Source organism: Thermogemmatispora tikiterensis (assembly GCF_003268475.1).
Classification (GTDB): domain Bacteria; phylum Chloroflexota; class Ktedonobacteria; order Ktedonobacterales; family Ktedonobacteraceae; genus Thermogemmatispora; species Thermogemmatispora tikiterensis.
In genome coordinates, this window is record NZ_MCIF01000002.1 from 2,250,419 (window position 1) to 2,266,670 (window position 16,252).

At 60.9% G+C, this 16,252-nt stretch carries 13 protein-coding genes; 4 read left to right on the top strand and 9 right to left on the bottom strand.

All coding sequences use genetic code 11. From position 1 onward, the window contains the following. Nucleotides 1–96: 96 nt before the first annotated feature. Entirely contained in the window at nucleotides 97–1,563 is a 1,467-nt protein-coding gene (locus tag A4R35_RS09025; RefSeq protein ID WP_189361570.1) for a 30S ribosomal protein S1, read from the bottom strand. 655 nt (nucleotides 1,564–2,218) lie between these two features. Here A4R35_RS09025 and A4R35_RS09030 point away from each other — a divergent pair. Further along, nucleotides 2,219–2,836, top strand: a complete 618-nt coding sequence (locus A4R35_RS09030) for an NUDIX hydrolase (RefSeq protein ID WP_112428586.1) — start codon at nucleotides 2,219–2,221, stop codon at nucleotides 2,834–2,836. A gap of 152 nt (nucleotides 2,837–2,988) precedes the next feature. Further along, the gene (locus A4R35_RS23875; RefSeq protein ID WP_146747153.1) at nucleotides 2,989–3,399 is read left to right on the top strand and encodes a hypothetical protein; all 411 of its coding nucleotides are present in this window, start codon (nucleotides 2,989–2,991) and stop codon (nucleotides 3,397–3,399) included. Nucleotides 3,400–3,699: 300 nt separating this feature from the next. Here the strand turns inward: A4R35_RS23875 and A4R35_RS09040 are convergent, their stop codons facing one another. The 7 genes from A4R35_RS09040 to tal form a co-directional block, all read right to left on the bottom strand. Further along, nucleotides 3,700–4,671 carry a P1 family peptidase gene (locus tag A4R35_RS09040; protein ID WP_112428590.1) on the bottom strand — a complete coding sequence of 324 codons (972 nt, stop codon included), beginning with the start codon at nucleotides 4,669–4,671 and terminating at the stop codon, nucleotides 3,700–3,702. 210 nt (nucleotides 4,672–4,881) lie between these two features. Then, nucleotides 4,882–5,598, bottom strand: coding sequence for a ribulose-phosphate 3-epimerase (rpe, locus tag A4R35_RS09045; RefSeq protein ID WP_112428592.1), 717 nt, complete (start codon nucleotides 5,596–5,598; stop codon nucleotides 4,882–4,884). Beyond that, the gene (gene pgl, locus A4R35_RS09050; protein WP_112428594.1) at nucleotides 5,595–6,344 is read right to left on the bottom strand and encodes a 6-phosphogluconolactonase; all 750 of its coding nucleotides are present in this window, start codon (nucleotides 6,342–6,344) and stop codon (nucleotides 5,595–5,597) included. Before pgl ends, rpe begins: the two co-directional genes overlap by 4 nt. A gap of 110 nt (nucleotides 6,345–6,454) precedes the next feature. Then, the gene (locus tag A4R35_RS09055) at nucleotides 6,455–7,711 is read right to left on the bottom strand and encodes a glucose-6-phosphate dehydrogenase assembly protein OpcA (protein ID WP_112428596.1); all 1,257 of its coding nucleotides are present in this window, start codon (nucleotides 7,709–7,711) and stop codon (nucleotides 6,455–6,457) included. 483 nt (nucleotides 7,712–8,194) lie between these two features. Beyond that, a complete protein-coding gene (gene zwf / locus A4R35_RS09060; RefSeq protein WP_112428598.1) occupies nucleotides 8,195–9,745 on the bottom strand; it encodes a glucose-6-phosphate dehydrogenase in 1,551 nt (516 codons plus the stop codon). 408 nt (nucleotides 9,746–10,153) lie between these two features. After that, nucleotides 10,154–11,896: a bifunctional transaldolase/phosoglucose isomerase gene (locus A4R35_RS09065; protein WP_112428600.1), complete on the bottom strand. Its 1,743-nt coding sequence runs from the start codon at nucleotides 11,894–11,896 to the stop codon at nucleotides 10,154–10,156. Further along, complete coding sequence (gene tal / locus A4R35_RS09070; RefSeq protein ID WP_112428602.1) at nucleotides 11,893–13,038, bottom strand: transaldolase; 1,146 nt, start codon at nucleotides 13,036–13,038, stop codon at nucleotides 11,893–11,895. Before tal ends, A4R35_RS09065 begins: the two co-directional genes overlap by 4 nt. 467 nt (nucleotides 13,039–13,505) lie before the next feature. Here tal and A4R35_RS09075 point away from each other — a divergent pair, with 467 nt between their 5' ends. Beyond that, nucleotides 13,506–14,408, top strand: coding sequence for an isocitrate lyase/PEP mutase family protein (locus A4R35_RS09075; protein ID WP_112428604.1), 903 nt, complete (start codon nucleotides 13,506–13,508; stop codon nucleotides 14,406–14,408). A 178-nt stretch (nucleotides 14,409–14,586) separates the two neighbouring features. Further along, on the top strand, nucleotides 14,587–15,009 hold the full coding sequence (locus A4R35_RS09080) for a GlcG/HbpS family heme-binding protein (RefSeq protein WP_112428606.1): 423 nt from the start codon (nucleotides 14,587–14,589) through the stop codon (nucleotides 15,007–15,009). A gap of 220 nt (nucleotides 15,010–15,229) precedes the next feature. On the opposite strand, the gene A4R35_RS09085 is transcribed toward A4R35_RS09080, so the two are convergent. Further along, nucleotides 15,230–16,045: a hypothetical protein gene (locus A4R35_RS09085; RefSeq protein ID WP_112428608.1), complete on the bottom strand. Its 816-nt coding sequence runs from the start codon at nucleotides 16,043–16,045 to the stop codon at nucleotides 15,230–15,232. Between the last annotated feature and the right edge of the window lie 207 nt (nucleotides 16,046–16,252).

Sequence of the window (16,252 nt, forward strand, 5' to 3'; positions counted from 1 at the left end):
GTCGCCAGCCGCTTTCCCTCCCACCCCTCGGGGGCTGTGGTACGGGCTGCGATCCTGCACCGCGCTCTGCCGCGCTACGCAAGGCAACAGTGCCTACTAGCTGCCAGAACCCTCCGTTTCCTCGGTTGTCAGATTCTTATTGCGTTGGCGGGCAGCGGCCCGGAAAGCCTCAGCCATCGCAGTGATCTCGCCATCATCGCCCAGCGGCAGATGGTCCAACAAGGACGGTTCGCCTTTCTCAGCGCGCTCGCGGCGTTCGCCACGCCCTTCTCGCTCACCCTTCTCGCCACGTTCACGGCGTTCACCACGTCCCTCATGCTGGTGCTGCCCACTTTCCTGACGTCTGGCCGCCTCTTCAAGGGACAGCTTCATTTTATCATCTGTGGCCCCCTTGGTGGTAGCCTCAAGCGAACCGCTGCCAGGAGCCGCCTGGCTCTGACTCTGGCCTTGGCTCTGGCTCTGGCTCTGAGTCTTGGCGCTGTCCGGTTCTTCCACCTGACGCAGGCTCAGGCCGAGACGACGACGCTCAGGATCGATGCGCAGGATGCGCAGCTGGAGCTGCTGGCCCTCGTGCAGGCTGGTTTTGGGGTCCATACCGGGGGGCAACTCCGAAAGATGAATGAGGCCCTCGATACCGTCTTCGATACGCGCAAAAGCCCCAAAAGGCGCAATCTTGGTGATCGTGCCCGTCACGAGCTGGCCAGGCGTGTAGCGCTGCTCGACGGTTGTCCAGGGATCAACCTCGGCTTTCTTGATGGAGAGCGCGATCTTCTTCTTCTCTTTGTCGACACTGAGGACCTGGACCTCGACTTCCTGGCCAACGTGCAGCACCTCGCTGGGATGATTGACACGGCTCCAGGCTAGCTGGCTGATATGGACAAGGCCATCGGCCCCGCCGAGGTCAACAAAGGCCCCAAAGTTCGCGAGGTTGCTCACCACGCCCTTGCGAATCTCACCTGGCTTCAGCTCATCCAGCAGCTCCTCACGCCGCCGCTGCCGCCACTCCTGCACCGCCTGGCGCTCAGAGAGGATCAGCCGATTGCGGGCGCGGTTAATCTCGATAATCTTGAGCTGCAGCTCCTTGTCCTTCATACTGGCCAGCTTGGCCGCCGTCTCCTGACTCTCACCCCCCGCAGCCACCTCTTCGCGCTTCAGGCTCTGGATTTGCGAGATCGGCACGAAGCCACGGATGCCATTGACATCGACGATCAGGCCGCCCTTGTTGTAATCGATGACGCGCGCCTTGATCAGCTCGTTGTTGCGATACTGCTCCTCAACCAGACGCCACTGGCGCTCGGCGTTGGCTTTCCTCAGCGAGAGCACAGCATGGCCGTCCGGTGTCTCCGGCTGCACGACATAGACAAGGACCTTGTCGTGCACTTTCAACTCGCTCAGCGAGCCATAGCCACTGGCCGGCAGCTCCTTTGTTGAGAGCACGCCCTCTGATTTGAGGCCGATATCGACCAGGATCTCATCCTGGTCGATGCGCACGATTTCCCCTTCGACAACATCGCCACGTTTGAGGCTGGTGGGATTATTGGCTGAGGCCAGAAGGGCCTCCATGTTCAGGTCTTCTGATTCTTCCGGGTTCCCGGTTCTGCTGGTTTCAGGCTCTCTTGCTTCAGACATGGTCTGTACCTGCCCGCTTTGAGTTTTTTCCGCTGGCGGTGTCGAAAGGTCGCCGTGCTGTTGTGCTTGCATGGGTAAAATACCCCCTTCGATCCACGGTTTTTTTGCCTTGCCCCTCGAGCGCCCTCTGATCCTGTCTAACGTATGTCGTACGTAGATCGCCCGCTTCCTTGGTCCGTTATCACTTCTGCCAGGGGTAACGACAGGAACGTCATCTTGAGATCGGGGGGATGCGTCTCGGACAACTGGCTATCGGAGGAGGCTGCTCAGGCTGCGATGGCTGCTGCTTGTCGCTGTACTTCCTACTATGAGACGACGATTCTCCATAGTACACCCGTTCGTGCTAGAGAGTAGTTCTACGAAACGATGCCCGCAGACAGGTCATAAGGTATATATGGGCACAATGAAAGCCTTGTGTAAGCATACCCCCACTCGATGCTCTAATTATACCAAAAGCCGCCTGTGAATGCAAGGCAAAAGCTAGCTTTTCGGCGGACCTCCCCGCTGTTTTTTTGTTTACCACATTGTATCATACCCACGCAAGTTCAACCAGCCCCTTTTTGCGGCGTGAATGTGGTAGAATAGGCACATGAATATGTCCAGCATCAACGAGGTGGTGACCACTCTGCGCTCCCGCCTGGCCCCTCCCGACCAGGCGCTGTCAACAGCACCACCTCCCGAAATCGCTTCTCGCCCTCTACGGCGCGCCGCTGTGCTCTTACCACTCTTCGAGGCCGAGGGCCTGCCTTGCCTGCTGCTGATCCGCCGCGCCCCTACACTGCGCACTCATAGCGGCGAGATCGCTTTTCCTGGTGGCTCGGTCGATCCCCAGGACCGCGATCCAGTCATGACAGCCCTGCGCGAGGCCCAGGAGGAGATCGGCCTCCCCCCCGAGCGCTCTGAGGTGCTCGGTTTGCTCTCCCCCTCCTTTACATTGGTGACGAATTTCTGGATCACTCCCGTGGTGGCTTTCTTGCCCGCCGGCCCCGGCCCCCTTACCCCCCAGGCCTCCGAGGTCGCTGAGGTCATCCGCGCTCCTCTCCCCGCCCTGGCCGATCCCCGCATCTTCCATAGCGAGGTCTGGGATACTTCTGGCCTGCGCCGCGTCGTCTATTTCTATGACTACGGCCCTTATCGCATCTGGGGCGCAACCGCCAGAATTTTGCACCAATTGCTCTCTATACTGGAAGAGTCAACAGCCCAATAGTCATGGTCTCCTTGATTCTTCCCCTCGCCCGGCTACAATGAACAATAGCTACTGCGTTGGTAGTGCTGTTCTGTAGCGCGTCTCTTGTAGGTTCTGTTGTTCGTTGTGTGAGTTGTGGGTCTGGCTCTCAGTTGCCCCTGGTGGAGATTGCTGTGAGACTGCCAACTTCCGATGCCCACTCTGCGCAGCTCCGACTCGCTCAGGCGGACCGGGCGGTGCTCCCCCACTCGTCGCCTGCCTCGTCCCCCGCTTCCGCTGCATACCCCCCCCTCGCTTTGCCTGTGACCCCTCCCCCTTCTCCCCCCGCTTCGGAGCCGCTGCAGTCCGGTCTGGGAAGAAGCAGCTCCCCTATCCTTCCTTCTGGGGATTTGACCACTGGGGGCTTGAAGACGCTGGCTACGCGGCGCGATTTGCCCCTGCGCGCTGAGTGGCAGGCTCCTGCCGCCGCGCCCGCTCCTCCCCCAGCGGCCCACGTTCCTCTCTTTCCTCTGCTGGTGTTGTGTTGCGTCCTGGTTATGCTGCTGAGTGGAGGGCTGCTGCTGCTACTGATCCTTGAACCTTGAGACACCCGGCCCTTTCCCACTGCGGATAGCGGCTGGCTTCGATGACCCCTGGCATCATGCCGGACTCCATCAGGTCGCCGTTGCACTGGGCTGAGGCTGATCGCATTGGCCATGTCCGCCAGTCGGCCAGGGCATTCTCTTGATGCCCATTCCCCAATGCGACTGCGGGTCAGGCAGAACCTGTCTCTGTACTCCTGGCCGCTTCGCCGGCTAACCGGCTGCGAGACAAGGCCCGCGGGGTGAGAGCTGGATGCTGGTCGGTCAGCTCCCGCCCCAGCAAATCCGCGCGCTGCCTGGCTCTCACCCAGACTGCTGAGCCTGGTCGGTGATCGCCGGAACACCGTGGAGCCCTTTGGCCTGAAGCACGGCTTTGACAATGGCTCGCGCCAGAGTGCTGGCTGCCGCGGCTCCTATGAGGCTGACCTGCGCTGCCGTGGCCGCAGGATCAGGGGGTGTTGTTGTCTCTGGGCCCAGAGCCAGGGCGAAGACAGTGTCACCGTCGAACATGGTGTGCGCCGGCTGAATGGCCTGCGCCAGTCCATTGTGGGCCATTTGCGCTATTTTGTTGACGCTCGCTTTGCTGAGGGTAGCGCTGGTAGCGACGATGGCAATGGTGGTGTTGCTGAAGGGATGTGGCCCCTGTCTTTGAGTTGTTCCAGCATCCGGCGCCGGCGCCCCAGCAATGATAGCTCCGCTCCGTGGGTCGATGATGTTGCCAACAGCATTGACGACGACTAAGGCCCCGACGACGGTCCCGTCGGGAAGCTGCGTGCTGGCTGAGCCAAGCCCACCTTTGATAGCGTGCTGGCTCCCGGCAAACTTGGCAACGGTGGCTCCGGTTCCAGCACCTACGCTTCCTTGCTCAATGGGCCCACCGCTGGCCCGCTCACAGGCACGGTAGCCGGCTGCGGCATCGGGCCGAATCTGCGATGAGCCAAGTCCGAGGTCGAAGATGGCGGCTGCTGGTACGATCGGCACGCGCGCGACACCAGTCTCAAAGCCCTGGCCACGCTCTTCAAGATAGCGCATGACCCCCGCGGCGGCCTCCAATCCGAAGGCGCTCCCCCCGGTAAGCAGAATGGCGTTGACGCGCTCGACAAGGTAGAGGGGACGCAGAAGATCAGTTTCGCGCGTCGCTGGAGCTCCGCCACGTACGTCTACCCCGCCTACTGCGGGCAAGTCGCAGAGTAGAACTGTGCACCCGGTCCCTGCCTCCAGGTTGGTGTCGTGTCCGACACGGATGCCAGGAACATCGGTGATGTCGTCGTGCATGGTCGCTGCCTCCCGATGAATCTCCGGCGGTATTGGTGGCCTCGCCGGCAGGCCCAGCTGTTGCTCCAGCAGTTCTTTCTGGCGCCTGACCCCGCCCGCCCCGACCTAATCCGGGCGAAGCAGCGTCAGTCAGGGATCAAGGTGCTATGCTATCAGGCGGCGCTCGTCCGTCAGTTTCTCCGACAGTCTGGCTGGCGGCAACCGCAGGGGTCAGGTGAGGGCCAGGGCGCGCCGGAGTCGTTCGACGGCTGCGGCGACGCTCTCACGCCGGTTGTAGACGGCGCTGCCGGCGACGAGCAGGTTGGCACCCGCTCGTACGACGAGCGGGGCGGTGTGCTCGTTGATGCCACCATCGACCTCGAGGTCACAGTGAAGCTGGCGCTCGGTGAGCTGCTGCCTGAGACGGGCGATTTTGGGTAGCGTCTCGGGAATGAATTCCTGACCGCCGAAGCCAGGATTGACAGTCATGATGAGGACCAGGTCAAGCAAGGAGAGGATGTCTTCCAGCAGCCAGATAGGCGAGGAAGGATTGAGAGCCACTCCTGCTTGTTTGCCAGCCTCTTTGATCTGTTGCACGATGCGGTGCAGGTGGGGACAGGTCTCCTGGTGGACAATGATGACGTCGGCCCCAGCCCGCGCGAAGGCTTCGATGTAGTGCTCAGGATTGGTGATCATGAGATGCGCTTCTAGCGGCAGGCTGGTGCTGCGTCGCACGGCCTCGACGATGAGGGGTCCCATTGTGATGTTGGGGACAAAGTGCCCATCCATGACATCGATTTGGATGCGCTGCACGCCGGCCTCTTCGGCCTCGCGCACCTGCTCACCGAGGCGACTGAAGTCAGCGCTCAGAATAGAAGGCACGAGGCCAATGGCCACTGGCGACTGTGGCGCCTGAGCTGCCCTCGCTATCGGTTGCTCGGCTGTCATGCTGTGGACCTCCTCGGGAGAGCCGCGGCTGCGGCTGTGTCTAACAGCCAGGCGACCTCTCCGGCAGCGGCGTGGACAAGACGCGCAGGATAGTCATCGGGCGAGCCTTGGTCTTCGAGGACGGCCCGCACAGCTTCGGCTTTGTCACTACCGGTGACGAGGAAGAGGATGTGGCGCGCAGCCTGGAGAATGGGCGGGGTGAAGGTGAGCCGCTCGGGTGGAGGCTTGGGTACGCTGACGGGCAAGACCAGACGCTCGCGCTCGTGCAGAGCCGCTTGATGCGGGAAAAGAGAGGCGGTGTGGCCTTCTGGCCCCATGCCAAGCTGAATGAGATCAAAGACAGGGACCCCCGCTGTGCCAAAGACGCGCCGAAGCTCAGCGGCATAGCTCTCCGCCGCAGCCTGGCGATCGGCTTGCTCCGCTGGCATGCGGTGAATATTGGCCGCGGGAATGGGTAGCTTGCTCAGCATGACCTCGTAGGCCATGCGGTAGTTGCTTTCTGGATGGTCAGGCGGGACACAGCGCTCGTCGGACCAGAAGATGTCAACGCGCGTCCAGTCTATTTGGCCACGGTAGGGATCGCTGGCTAACAGGCTGTAGAGTCTGCGAGGTGTGGAGCCTCCAGCCAGCGCCAGGGTGAAACGCCCGTGGGTAACGATGGCTTCCTGAGCGAGGCGGATGACGAGACGGGCCGCCTCCTGACTGAGGCTCTCGCTATCAGGATAGATGGCAATCCGCTGTTGCATTGTTTCGATTCTATCCTCTCTGATAAGGCTGGACAGCCAGAGGAGAGCTGTCACTCCGGCTTAAACATAGAAGAGAGAGGCCCCGCGATGGCATCCCCCAGACAATGCGCTCAAGTCACTAAGGACGCCAGTTCCTGCAGGATTTTTTCGAATTGGTCATCATGGCCGGTGATCTCCAGCTCATCAACGAGCAGCTGACTCTCCTGGTGCTGCTCGTTGAGAGCGAGGGTGCGCTGACGCGGCTGCTCCTGCTCCAGCTCGATGGAGGTCAGCACATGATCGCTGTCACCGGCGAGACGGCTGATGCTGAACAGCGCTTGCTGATCCGCCAGTCGACTGGTGAGACGCAGCAGGCAGATGGTCCCCGGGGGAACTTCGCCCTCGCGACGCGGGCGGATATCGATGCGCGTCGGCTGCCCGGCTTCGTTCTCCAGGCACCAGTGATAGGCGCCCGGTGGCAGGCTCTCGCTGCTGCCCGGACAGGAGGCGGAACAGGCAACACGACGCCAGGTGAGGCGCTCTTTGAGCCAGCCGCCCATCAGCAAGGCCCGCGCCGGCTCCTGGAGGCGCTGAGGGTAGACACCGGCTGCCGAGACCCCGGTCGATGGCAGATCCGCCGGGGAGCCAGTGGCAGAAGTACCGAGCACGGCATGCTCAATTTCAATGCGCTGGATACCGTCAAAGTAAGGACGATACTCCAGGCCATCGAAGAATTGGGCAACCAGCTGACGCAGCGGCGTAAGGCGCCCCCAGTTCAGGTCACTGATGGCACAGGCTGGATACGTCTCTAGCAGAGAAGCCAGCAGACGCAGTGTCGGCCCTGGGGTCTGGAAGCTGGCAGAATCGACGATCAGTCGCTGGCTGATGGCGGCTAGCGAGCCCAGGGGATCACCGCTGGCCGGCGGCTCATCAAGCCACCAGAGATAGATCGGCAGGTCTGGTCTGACCAGTCTCTGCAGCAGGGCGGCGCTATGCTGAACCACTGGCCCGGTCAGGAGCGCAGTAATCTGCTCGAAGTGGTGGCGCGTGAGGTCTGAAATGACTGGGAAGCTGCGCAGGGTCACCCAGGTCGCGATTGAGGCCGGTGCGTCAGGATGGTCTTCGAAAATGAGAATGATGACACGCGCGATATGCGTACTCAGCAGATCGCGCAGCAGGTCGCTGGCGTAGCGTGCGCGCGCAACCGATGGCGCACAGATCACCAGGTTGAGCACGCTAGTGCGCACGCTCATGTTCTGGCCGATGCGCATGTTATCAGCGGCCATTTTCCAGAGCAAAGCCACTTCTTCCTCTAGATGCTCCCAGGGAATAGCCTTGCCGGCCCACAGCGAGCGTGTCCCCGGGGATAGGTCGAGGTCCACAGTCATTCCAGATCTCCCCTGATAGAGAACGGCATCGTTCCAGGCGATCGACGGACGGGCGGAGACCGTCCGGCCTGGATCGCGTGCGCTAGCTACTGCAGCTTCTTGTTCCGATTCGGCTCGTGTTGTGTAGCGAGGTACCGAAAGGCAAACAGCTCCCTCCAGTACTGCTGAGTGAGCAGGCCCCCGCGTTGTCAGTGCCCTCGGCTCAGGTCACAACCTTGCCCGCCGTTCCGTTGACCGTCCGTCCGCAGCTGGCGCTCCCGGCCAGTCACGGCAAGATCAGGCCGCGCCACAGGAGACGGCAGAGCCGATACACAGGCGAGGGTGCGTCAGCCAGTCCCCCAGTTTTGGGCGACCGACTTGTTGTCTGATTGGTTGCCTAGCAGGCTGGCTGACGCGACAGGCCGGACTGGATGGCCGCGGCCTGGCACGGTGGCATGGGCTGGTCTGAGTTGCCCCGCAAGTCCGGACGCGAGCGCGAAGGCGCTAGGGCCGTCGCCAGCGGCGCCCATCACGCCAGATGAACTCATCGGCGGCCTGGGGTCCCCAGGTGCCCGCCTCATATGGATGGATGGTCTCGCGCGGCGCCTCAGCCCAGGCATCTAGAATGCCTTGAATGAACTCCCAGGCCGCTTCTACCTCGTCGCGGCGCGTGAAGAGCGTGGAGTCACCCAGCATGCAATCGAGCAGCAGTCGCTCGTAGGCCTCCGGCTGCGGACGCATAAAGGACGAGCCGTAGAAGAAGTCCATGTTGACCGAGCGGATCTGCATCTCGGTACCCGGGACCTTGGCACCGAAGCGCAACGAGATGCCCTCGTCTGGCTGGATGCGCAGCACGATGACGTTCGGATCAATTTGCCCCTGAATGTTGCTGCGCTGCCAGAACATGGAAGGCGGCTGCTTGAACTGAATGGCTATCTCTGTGACGCGCTTGGGCAGGCGCTTGCCAGTGCGCAGGTAGAAGGGAACGTCCGCCCAGCGCCAATTGTCAACAAAGACCTTGAGGGCCACATAGGTCTCGGTGCCGGAATCGGGCCGCACCCCCGGCTCCTCGGTATAGCCAGGTACCAGCCGACCATTCATCCAGCCAGCGGTATACTGGCCACGCACGGTGTTGAGCAGGGCATTCTGCCCCTGTAGCGGCTGCAGCGCATGCAGCACTTTGACCTTTTCATCGCGCACTGCCGTGGCATCAAAGGCGATCGGCGGCTCCATCGCAACCAGGGTCAGCAACTGCATCATATGGTTTTGGACCATGTCGCGAATAGCCCCCGCTTCTTCGTAGTAGGCCGCTCGCCCCTCAAGGCCAATGTTCTCCGCTACGGTGATCTGGACATGGTCAACGTAGCGGCGATTCCAGACCGGCTCGAAGATGCCGTTGGCCAGGCGGAAGACCAGTATGTTCTGAACCGTCTCTTTGCCCAGGTAATGGTCAATACGATAGACCTGCTCCTCTTTGAAGACCCGCAGCACCTGACGGTTCAGCTCACGAGCTGAGGCCAGGTCATGACCAAAGGGCTTCTCAATGATGATGCGCGTCCAGCCTTTGCGGCTCTTGTTGAGACCAGCAGCACCCAGACGCTGGATGATCTCGGGATACTGGCTCGGCGGAGTCGACAGGTAGAAGATGCGGTTACCGCCAGTGCCACGCTCCCGATCCAGCCGGTTGAGCAGGGCGTTCAGCTTTTCATAGCCCGCCTGGTTGTGAAAGTCAGACTGCAGGTAGAAGATGCCGGACGCAAAGCTCTCCCAGACCTGCTGATTGATGGGCTTCTGGCGCGAGTATTCGTTGATGGATTCAAAGGCCTGCTCCCGGAATTGCTCATCGGTATAGGGCCGGCGCGCAAAGCCTATGACGGAAAAGCCCGCCGGCAGCGGGTGCTCTAAGGCCAGGTTGTAGAGAGCAGGCAAGAGTTTCCGATGGGTCAGATCGCCAGTCGCCCCAAAAATCACCATCGCGCAGGGTTCCGGGCTATGCTTGATACGCAACCCTTCGCGTAGGGGATTGGGCGCCTCGACCGCGCTGCGTTGAGGCATCGATGATATTCTCCTGGTCATCACTTGTTCTTGACAGACAATACACGCTCTAGACTGAGTTCCAGGTTGGTCTTCCGTTTCCGGGTTTGTAACCAGGACCTCTCATCGCCTGTCATCGGCTATATTCATTGTAGTGCAATGCTTGTGCAGATTTAAAATCTTCTGAAGATCTTCCCATGTGCCTGGGCCAGGCAGGCTGACAGGCCGACAGAGCCGGGGGCCACTCTTCATCCGGGCCAGAGGCCGCGCCAGGATGGGAGCCGGGCCTGCTGAATAGACAGAGATGGCCTTCTTGCTCCCTCCTTCCGGTCGCTGCCACGGTTCGAGATGGTACAATGCGGCTGATGCGGCTCTCCCGTCTGCACACATCCGCGCAGCTTACAGGCGCGCCTGTTGATGCCTCCTCAGTCAGCGCGCGGGCTGTCCGTCACCTTGCTGCTCTACGGGAACCAGCCGTTGCGCCAGGGCCTGCAGGCCGGCAGCCAGATCACCTCCGATAGCAATGCGAATGTTGCGTCGCTGGTGCGCGGAGAGGGCGAACAGGTCGCCCAAAGCCTGCGCTTCTTTGAGAATACCAAAGGTATAAGGCTCGCCCGGAATGGCGATGTCCTGCTTCACATCACCGGTGATCTGGATAAACACGCCGTTGTTAGGCCCGCCTTTGTGTAACTGGCCGGTCGAGTGCAGGAAACGCGGACCGTAGCCGAGCGTTGTCGCAACGCGGTAGCGATCGCGCAGACGCAAACGCAGCGCCTGCAGGGCGCTTTCATTGACTTCGCTACGCTGCACATAGGCCATGAGGGCAATGTAGTCACCTGGATGCACCTGGTCGAGGAATGCCTGCAGGTAGCTATCCAGATCCTCCTTCCCTTCTCCCATCCTTCTGCCATAGAGGCGCAGCGCTCCTTCGCTGACAACTGGCTCCAGCTCGGGAAGCTTTCCTTCCCCCCGGAAGCGCTCCAGGAGCCGCGCCGTATTATCTTTACTTTCCTGGACGTTGGGTTGATCGAAGGCGTTGATTCGCAGGAAGATGCCGGCGACCGCTGTGGCCAGCTCCCAGATGAAGAACTGAGCACCCAGGTCGTAACGATCAGCCAGCTGGAAACGGACCAGCGGCTGGCCCGCGGCTTGCAGGCGCGCCAGGCCCTCATCAAGGGCCGCATTGTCGTCGCCTTCCAGCCGCAGATAGACGAAGAGGCGGTCGTCGCCATAGACAGCGGGCGCACCCAGCGCTTCCCCTTCGACGGGGAGGAGGCCACGCCCCTCTTTACCGGTGCTCTCTGCGATGAGCTGCTCCACCCAGTAGCCGTAGCTAGCGAGGGCTGGCGAGAGGACAAAGGTAATCTTGTCACGCCCGTGCGTGCCGAGAGCGCCCAGAATGGCGCCGAGCCGCAGACCAGGATTATCCGCAGCCTGGCGGGCACTGCATCGGCTCATGGCTGCCTGGGCCCGCGCCAACAGTTGCTTGATGTCGAGGCCGATCAGAGCGCCGGGCACCAGGCCAAAGAAGGAGAGCGCCGAGTAGCGCCCACCTATGTCGGGCGGATTGGCGAAGACATGACGGAAGTGGTGATCATGGGCAAGCCGCTCTAGCGAGGTGCCAGGATCGGTGATGGCAATAAAGTGGGCGCCTCCCGCGTCCCCTCGCTCGCTAACGCGATGCCAGAAGTAGCGAAAATGGGAGAGCGTCTCGATGGTCTCGCCCGACTTGGAAGCTACTATGAACAGCGTTTTGCTGAGGTCGATGCGCTCCTCGACAGCGCGGATTGTGTCAGGATCGGTGGTGTCGAGCACAAACAGGTCCAGGTAGCCGGGCGCGACGCCGAAGGTCAGGCGCAGCACCTCGGGACAGAGGCTGCTGCCTCCCATGCCCAGCAGCACGGCGTATCGATAGCCGTCTTGACGCACCGCTTCTACGAGGCCCTCGATCTCGTGCAGACGCTCCTGCATGGTGTTGGCAACGGTCAGCCAACCGAGTCGCTCGCGAATCTCCTGCTGGACGGCAGGCTCGCTCTTCCAGAGGCTGGCATCACGTTCCCAGATGCGCCGCGCGACATCCTCGGCGCTGAGTTGCTCCAGCCCCGCACGTACCAGCTCTTGGAGAGCGCTTTCGGCCTCAAATTGTGGCTCTGGCTCCTGCTGTGCTGTCACCGCGAAACCTGCCTCTCTTTGAGCGCCTGCTGACGGGCGCGAATACTATTGAGCAACTGATGATAGGAGTCCGCGAACTTCTGCACACCCTCATCGAGCAGCTGCTGGGTCACCGCTTCGTAAGAGATACCGAGCTGCTCCAGTTCCTTGAACAGCGCCCGTGCGCCATCGAGATCGTCTTCGATGCTGTAGCGCACTCGCCCATGATCACGGAACTTTTCGATGGTTTCATAGGGCATGGTGTCAACCGTGTCGGGACCGATGAGTTCTTCAGCGTAGAGCACGTCTCGGTAGGCCGGGTTCTTGGTGCTGGTGCTGGCCCACAATGGACGCTGCACGTGTGCCCCGAGCTGGCGCAGAGCTGCAAAGCGCGGCGAGCCAAAGATGCGCTTGAATTCCTGATAGACCAGGCGCGCGTTGGCGATAGCCGCCTTCCCCTGCAAGGAGCGGAGCCGGGCTTGCTCGGCAGGGTCATTGCTGGCCTTGATCTTCTCTTCGAGCAGCTTGTCGACCAGGGTGTCAACACGACTGACGAAGAAGCTGGCGACCGAGGCGATGCCGCTGATGTCCTGGCCTTCGGCGTTGCGATTCTCCAGCGCCGCCAGGTAGGCCTCAGCGACCTCACGATAGGTCTCGATGGAGAAAATGAGGGTGATGTTGATATTGTAGCCTTCGGTCAGCGCCTGCTGAATGGCAGGCAGCCCTTCAGGCGTGGCCGGGATCTTGATCATGAGGTTCGGTCGATTGACGAGCTGCCAGTAGCGGCGGACCGCGGCCAGCGTTCCCTCAGTGTCGTGAGCCAGGTCCGGTGAGACTTCCAGGCTAACGTAGCCGTCAACTCCGGCGCTGCGCTCGTAGATGGGCCGCAGCAGGTCGGCAACCGTCTGAACGTCACGCACGACCAGGGCATCGTAGATCTCTTCGACCTCTTTCCCCTGCCGGATCAGCTCCTCGATCTGGGCATCGTAGGCGTGACCACTGCTGATGGCTTTGTCGAAAATGGTGGGGTTGGCTGTAACCCCCGTCACACCATCCTCCTCCAGGAGGCGCTTGAATTCGCCGGATTCTAGCTGCGCCCGGTCAATGTTGTCGTACCAGACACTCTGTCCATAATCCTTCAGTTGTAACAAGGGATTTGCCATGCTCTTCTCCTCTGGTCAAGGCTTCATGCCGTTCTTTGTTTCTACCCCTCTCTTTAGTGGAAAGAGCTTACAGGCCAGTTTTATTCCCACCCGGAAGGGGGCTCTGTCCCGTCTGGCCAAGGGCTTTGCACCACGCTTGCCACTACGCCTGAGTTTTTATTGTCATCGGTACACTAAGAGGTCGCCTTTTCTATGATAACACCTGCCCCCGCCCGGCGGCAAATACTGAGTCGGGCGCGGGCTTTGCCTGCCGCCCGCTTCTCCGCTCGCCAAGAAGCGGCCAGCAGGCCATCCCCCACCTTCAGGCAGGGGGGTCGTTACCAGGACACTCGCTTGCAGGGAGACAGCTCATGGGCTACACTTGCCAGTAGCGGAATGCCAGGTTCCGCTTTGGCTGGTAGGTGCCCACCAGCCGCGACTAGCTCCCGCGCGAGGGAGGAGACGAGAAGGAAAGGGAGAGAAAATCCATGCGAGTGACAACACGCTTGCGCCAGTTACTGGCTGGCCCCGAGCTGGTGGTGGCCCCCGGGGCGTACGATGCTTTGAGTGCGCGGCTGATCGCCCAGGCCGGTTTCTCCGTGGTCTATATGACGGGCTTCGGAACGTCAGCCAGCGTGCTCGGGATGCCCGATGTGGGCTTGCTGACCATGAGCGAGATGGTGAGCCGCGCGGCAGCCTTGGCGGCGGTGACCGGCGAGGTGCCACTGATTGCCGATGCCGATACAGGCTATGGGAATCCGCTGAATGTGCGCCGGACGGTGCGCGAGTATGAGCGGGCCGGGGTGGCAGGACTGCATCTTGAAGATCAGGTGTGGCCGAAGAAGTGCGGCCATATGGAGGGGAAGCAGGTCATTCCAATGGAGGAGATGGTCCAGAAGGTACGCGCAGCAGTGGAGGCTCGTCAGGACCCCGATTTTGTGATTATTGCGCGCACCGATGCGGCGGCAGTGCTCGGTTTTGAGGAGGCGCTACGCCGCGGACGGGCCTATCGCGAGGCGGGAGCCGATGTGATCTTTATTGAGGCCCCTCGCACGATGGAGGAGCTGCGGGCCATTGTACAGGCCTTCCCTGATGTGCCTCTGCTCTTTAATTGGGCCCAGAGCGGTAAGACGCCCCCGCTCTCTGTAAATGAGATTCGGGAGTTGGGCTTTAAGCTGGTACTTTTCCCCGTTGCCTTGCTTTTTACGGCCACTCATGCCATGCTTCGCTTACTGGAAGGACTGAAGCGGGGCGAGACGCCGACGGCTTTCGCCGAGCAGTCGGTGAGCTTCCAGCAGTTTACTGAGCTGGTCGGCCTGCCTTTTATTCAGGAGCTGGAAGCTCGCTACGGTGTACGCCAGGAGGCCACTCCACAGCCCCATCAGAGCTGAAAACTAGACTTGAGTGAGGATCAGAGAGACAATGGGGAATACGGCCAGCCTGCTGTCTCGGCTGACTGGCCGCTTTCCTCCCCCTGTGCTGGCTCTGCGAGAGGTATAAGCGGCACGCGCTGTCTTCCTCGCCGTCTGCGTTTATTGCGATCATCTCGCTGAGAGAAAGGAGCCAACGATGGCCGAGAATAGCTTCCAGAAACCCAGTATTACGATCGAGGCAGCACATCGTCTCATCGCTGCAGCTGAGGCAAAAGCTCGTGAAATGGGTGTACCGATGTGTATCGCTATTTGCGACGCTGATGGTACGTTGAAAGCCTTCAGCCGCATGGACGGAGCACCTCTCTTGAGCGTTCAGATCGCTCAAGATAAGGCTTATACAGCGGTCAGCTTCGGAGGCATGGCTACCCACGAGTGGTTTGATTTTATTAGGAACGATCCGCCTTTGCTGCATGGGATCATCAAGACGGATCGCCTGATCGTCTTCGGCGGCGGCTTTGCTATTAAAACCGCCGAGGGGATTATCGGAGGAATCGGGGTCAGCGGCGGCCACTATACCCAGGATATGGAAGTGGCCCAGGCAGCGCTGGCAGCTCTCTAGATCAGACAGCAAGGAGATGGCCACCCGTCCAGCCAACGCGAACGTCGGGGGTAATAGTGCATACCGCTTCTTCTTTGGGAGCCTGCTCTTGTGGAGCCACTCGCATTGTGCCCCTGCCTCCTGCATTTCCCAGCAGGGACAGGATGACAGGGCCCCCGGTTGAGTCTGGTTGAGCTGGCTCAGGGGGAGAAGCGCTGATGGGCCGGTTACTCTGGCCTGGCTAGAGGATGGCCCTCAGCGTTTCTTCGTAACCAGCGAGCAGGCCAGCCATGTCTCGTAGCAGCTGCCCGATACTGTGAAGGTGGCTGATGATCTCGTTGCGGCGTTTGAGATCGCTGCGCAGGCCTTCCTCCAGCATGATAAGAAAGGCCGTGGCATCGGTGAGTCGGCTGGTCAGGACCTGCCTTTGCTCGTCGAGCCGACGATGGTCTTCGCGCACATGGGGCGGACGCAGCGCAGGGGTTGACTGCCGCTCGCTGGCCGCTGGACGCAGACGCTGCAAGCTGGAGAGTTCCTCAGTGTGAATGTAGCTGCTCTGCTCGTCAAGAATAGCTGCGAGCGAACGGCGAAACTCCATAAAGAGACAGTAGAGGTCAGCAGTGAAGGCCCCGACGCGTTGGAGAGCGATGCTGAGTTGCTGGCGATCACCTGCTAGATCGAGATCATCGCATTCCTGAATGAGGTCCTGAATCTCTTTGAGGGTCGTCAGGGTTTCGTTGAAGCGCGCACTGAGCACCTGCGTGCTGGCCTGGGACGAGTTGATGTGCTCTTGATAGAGCTGGTAGAGAGCACGTAAGGTCGACTGTTCCGGCGAGGGCCGTTGCGGCACCGGCCCAGCGGAGAACAAGGCTTCCTGGGCTGCCCTGGCGGCACAGCCCTGCAATAGCTCCAGGGTCTGGTCAATGTCACTGAGCAGCTGCTCGCGCTGGATGGCTGCTAGATCAGGATGATGGCGGATCAGGCTACGACAGTTGCACAGGGTGGTAATGGCACGCTCAAAAGCATGATCTGTTTGGTCTTGGGTATCTTCGGACATGCCTCGGTTTCCTTCCCATCTGTTACCACAAGCCACGTTTATCCTACAAGAAGAGATGTCTGCCCGAATTGTACTGCCTGGTCAGCGGCGTTGTCAACGCGTCCTCTCGTGCCCGACAGAAGGTGATGGCCGGCTCTCAGCGGGCGCGAAGGGTTAAGCCTTTCTTCCTCTCTCTCCAGGACTTCAGTACTAGATATTCTCTGTTTT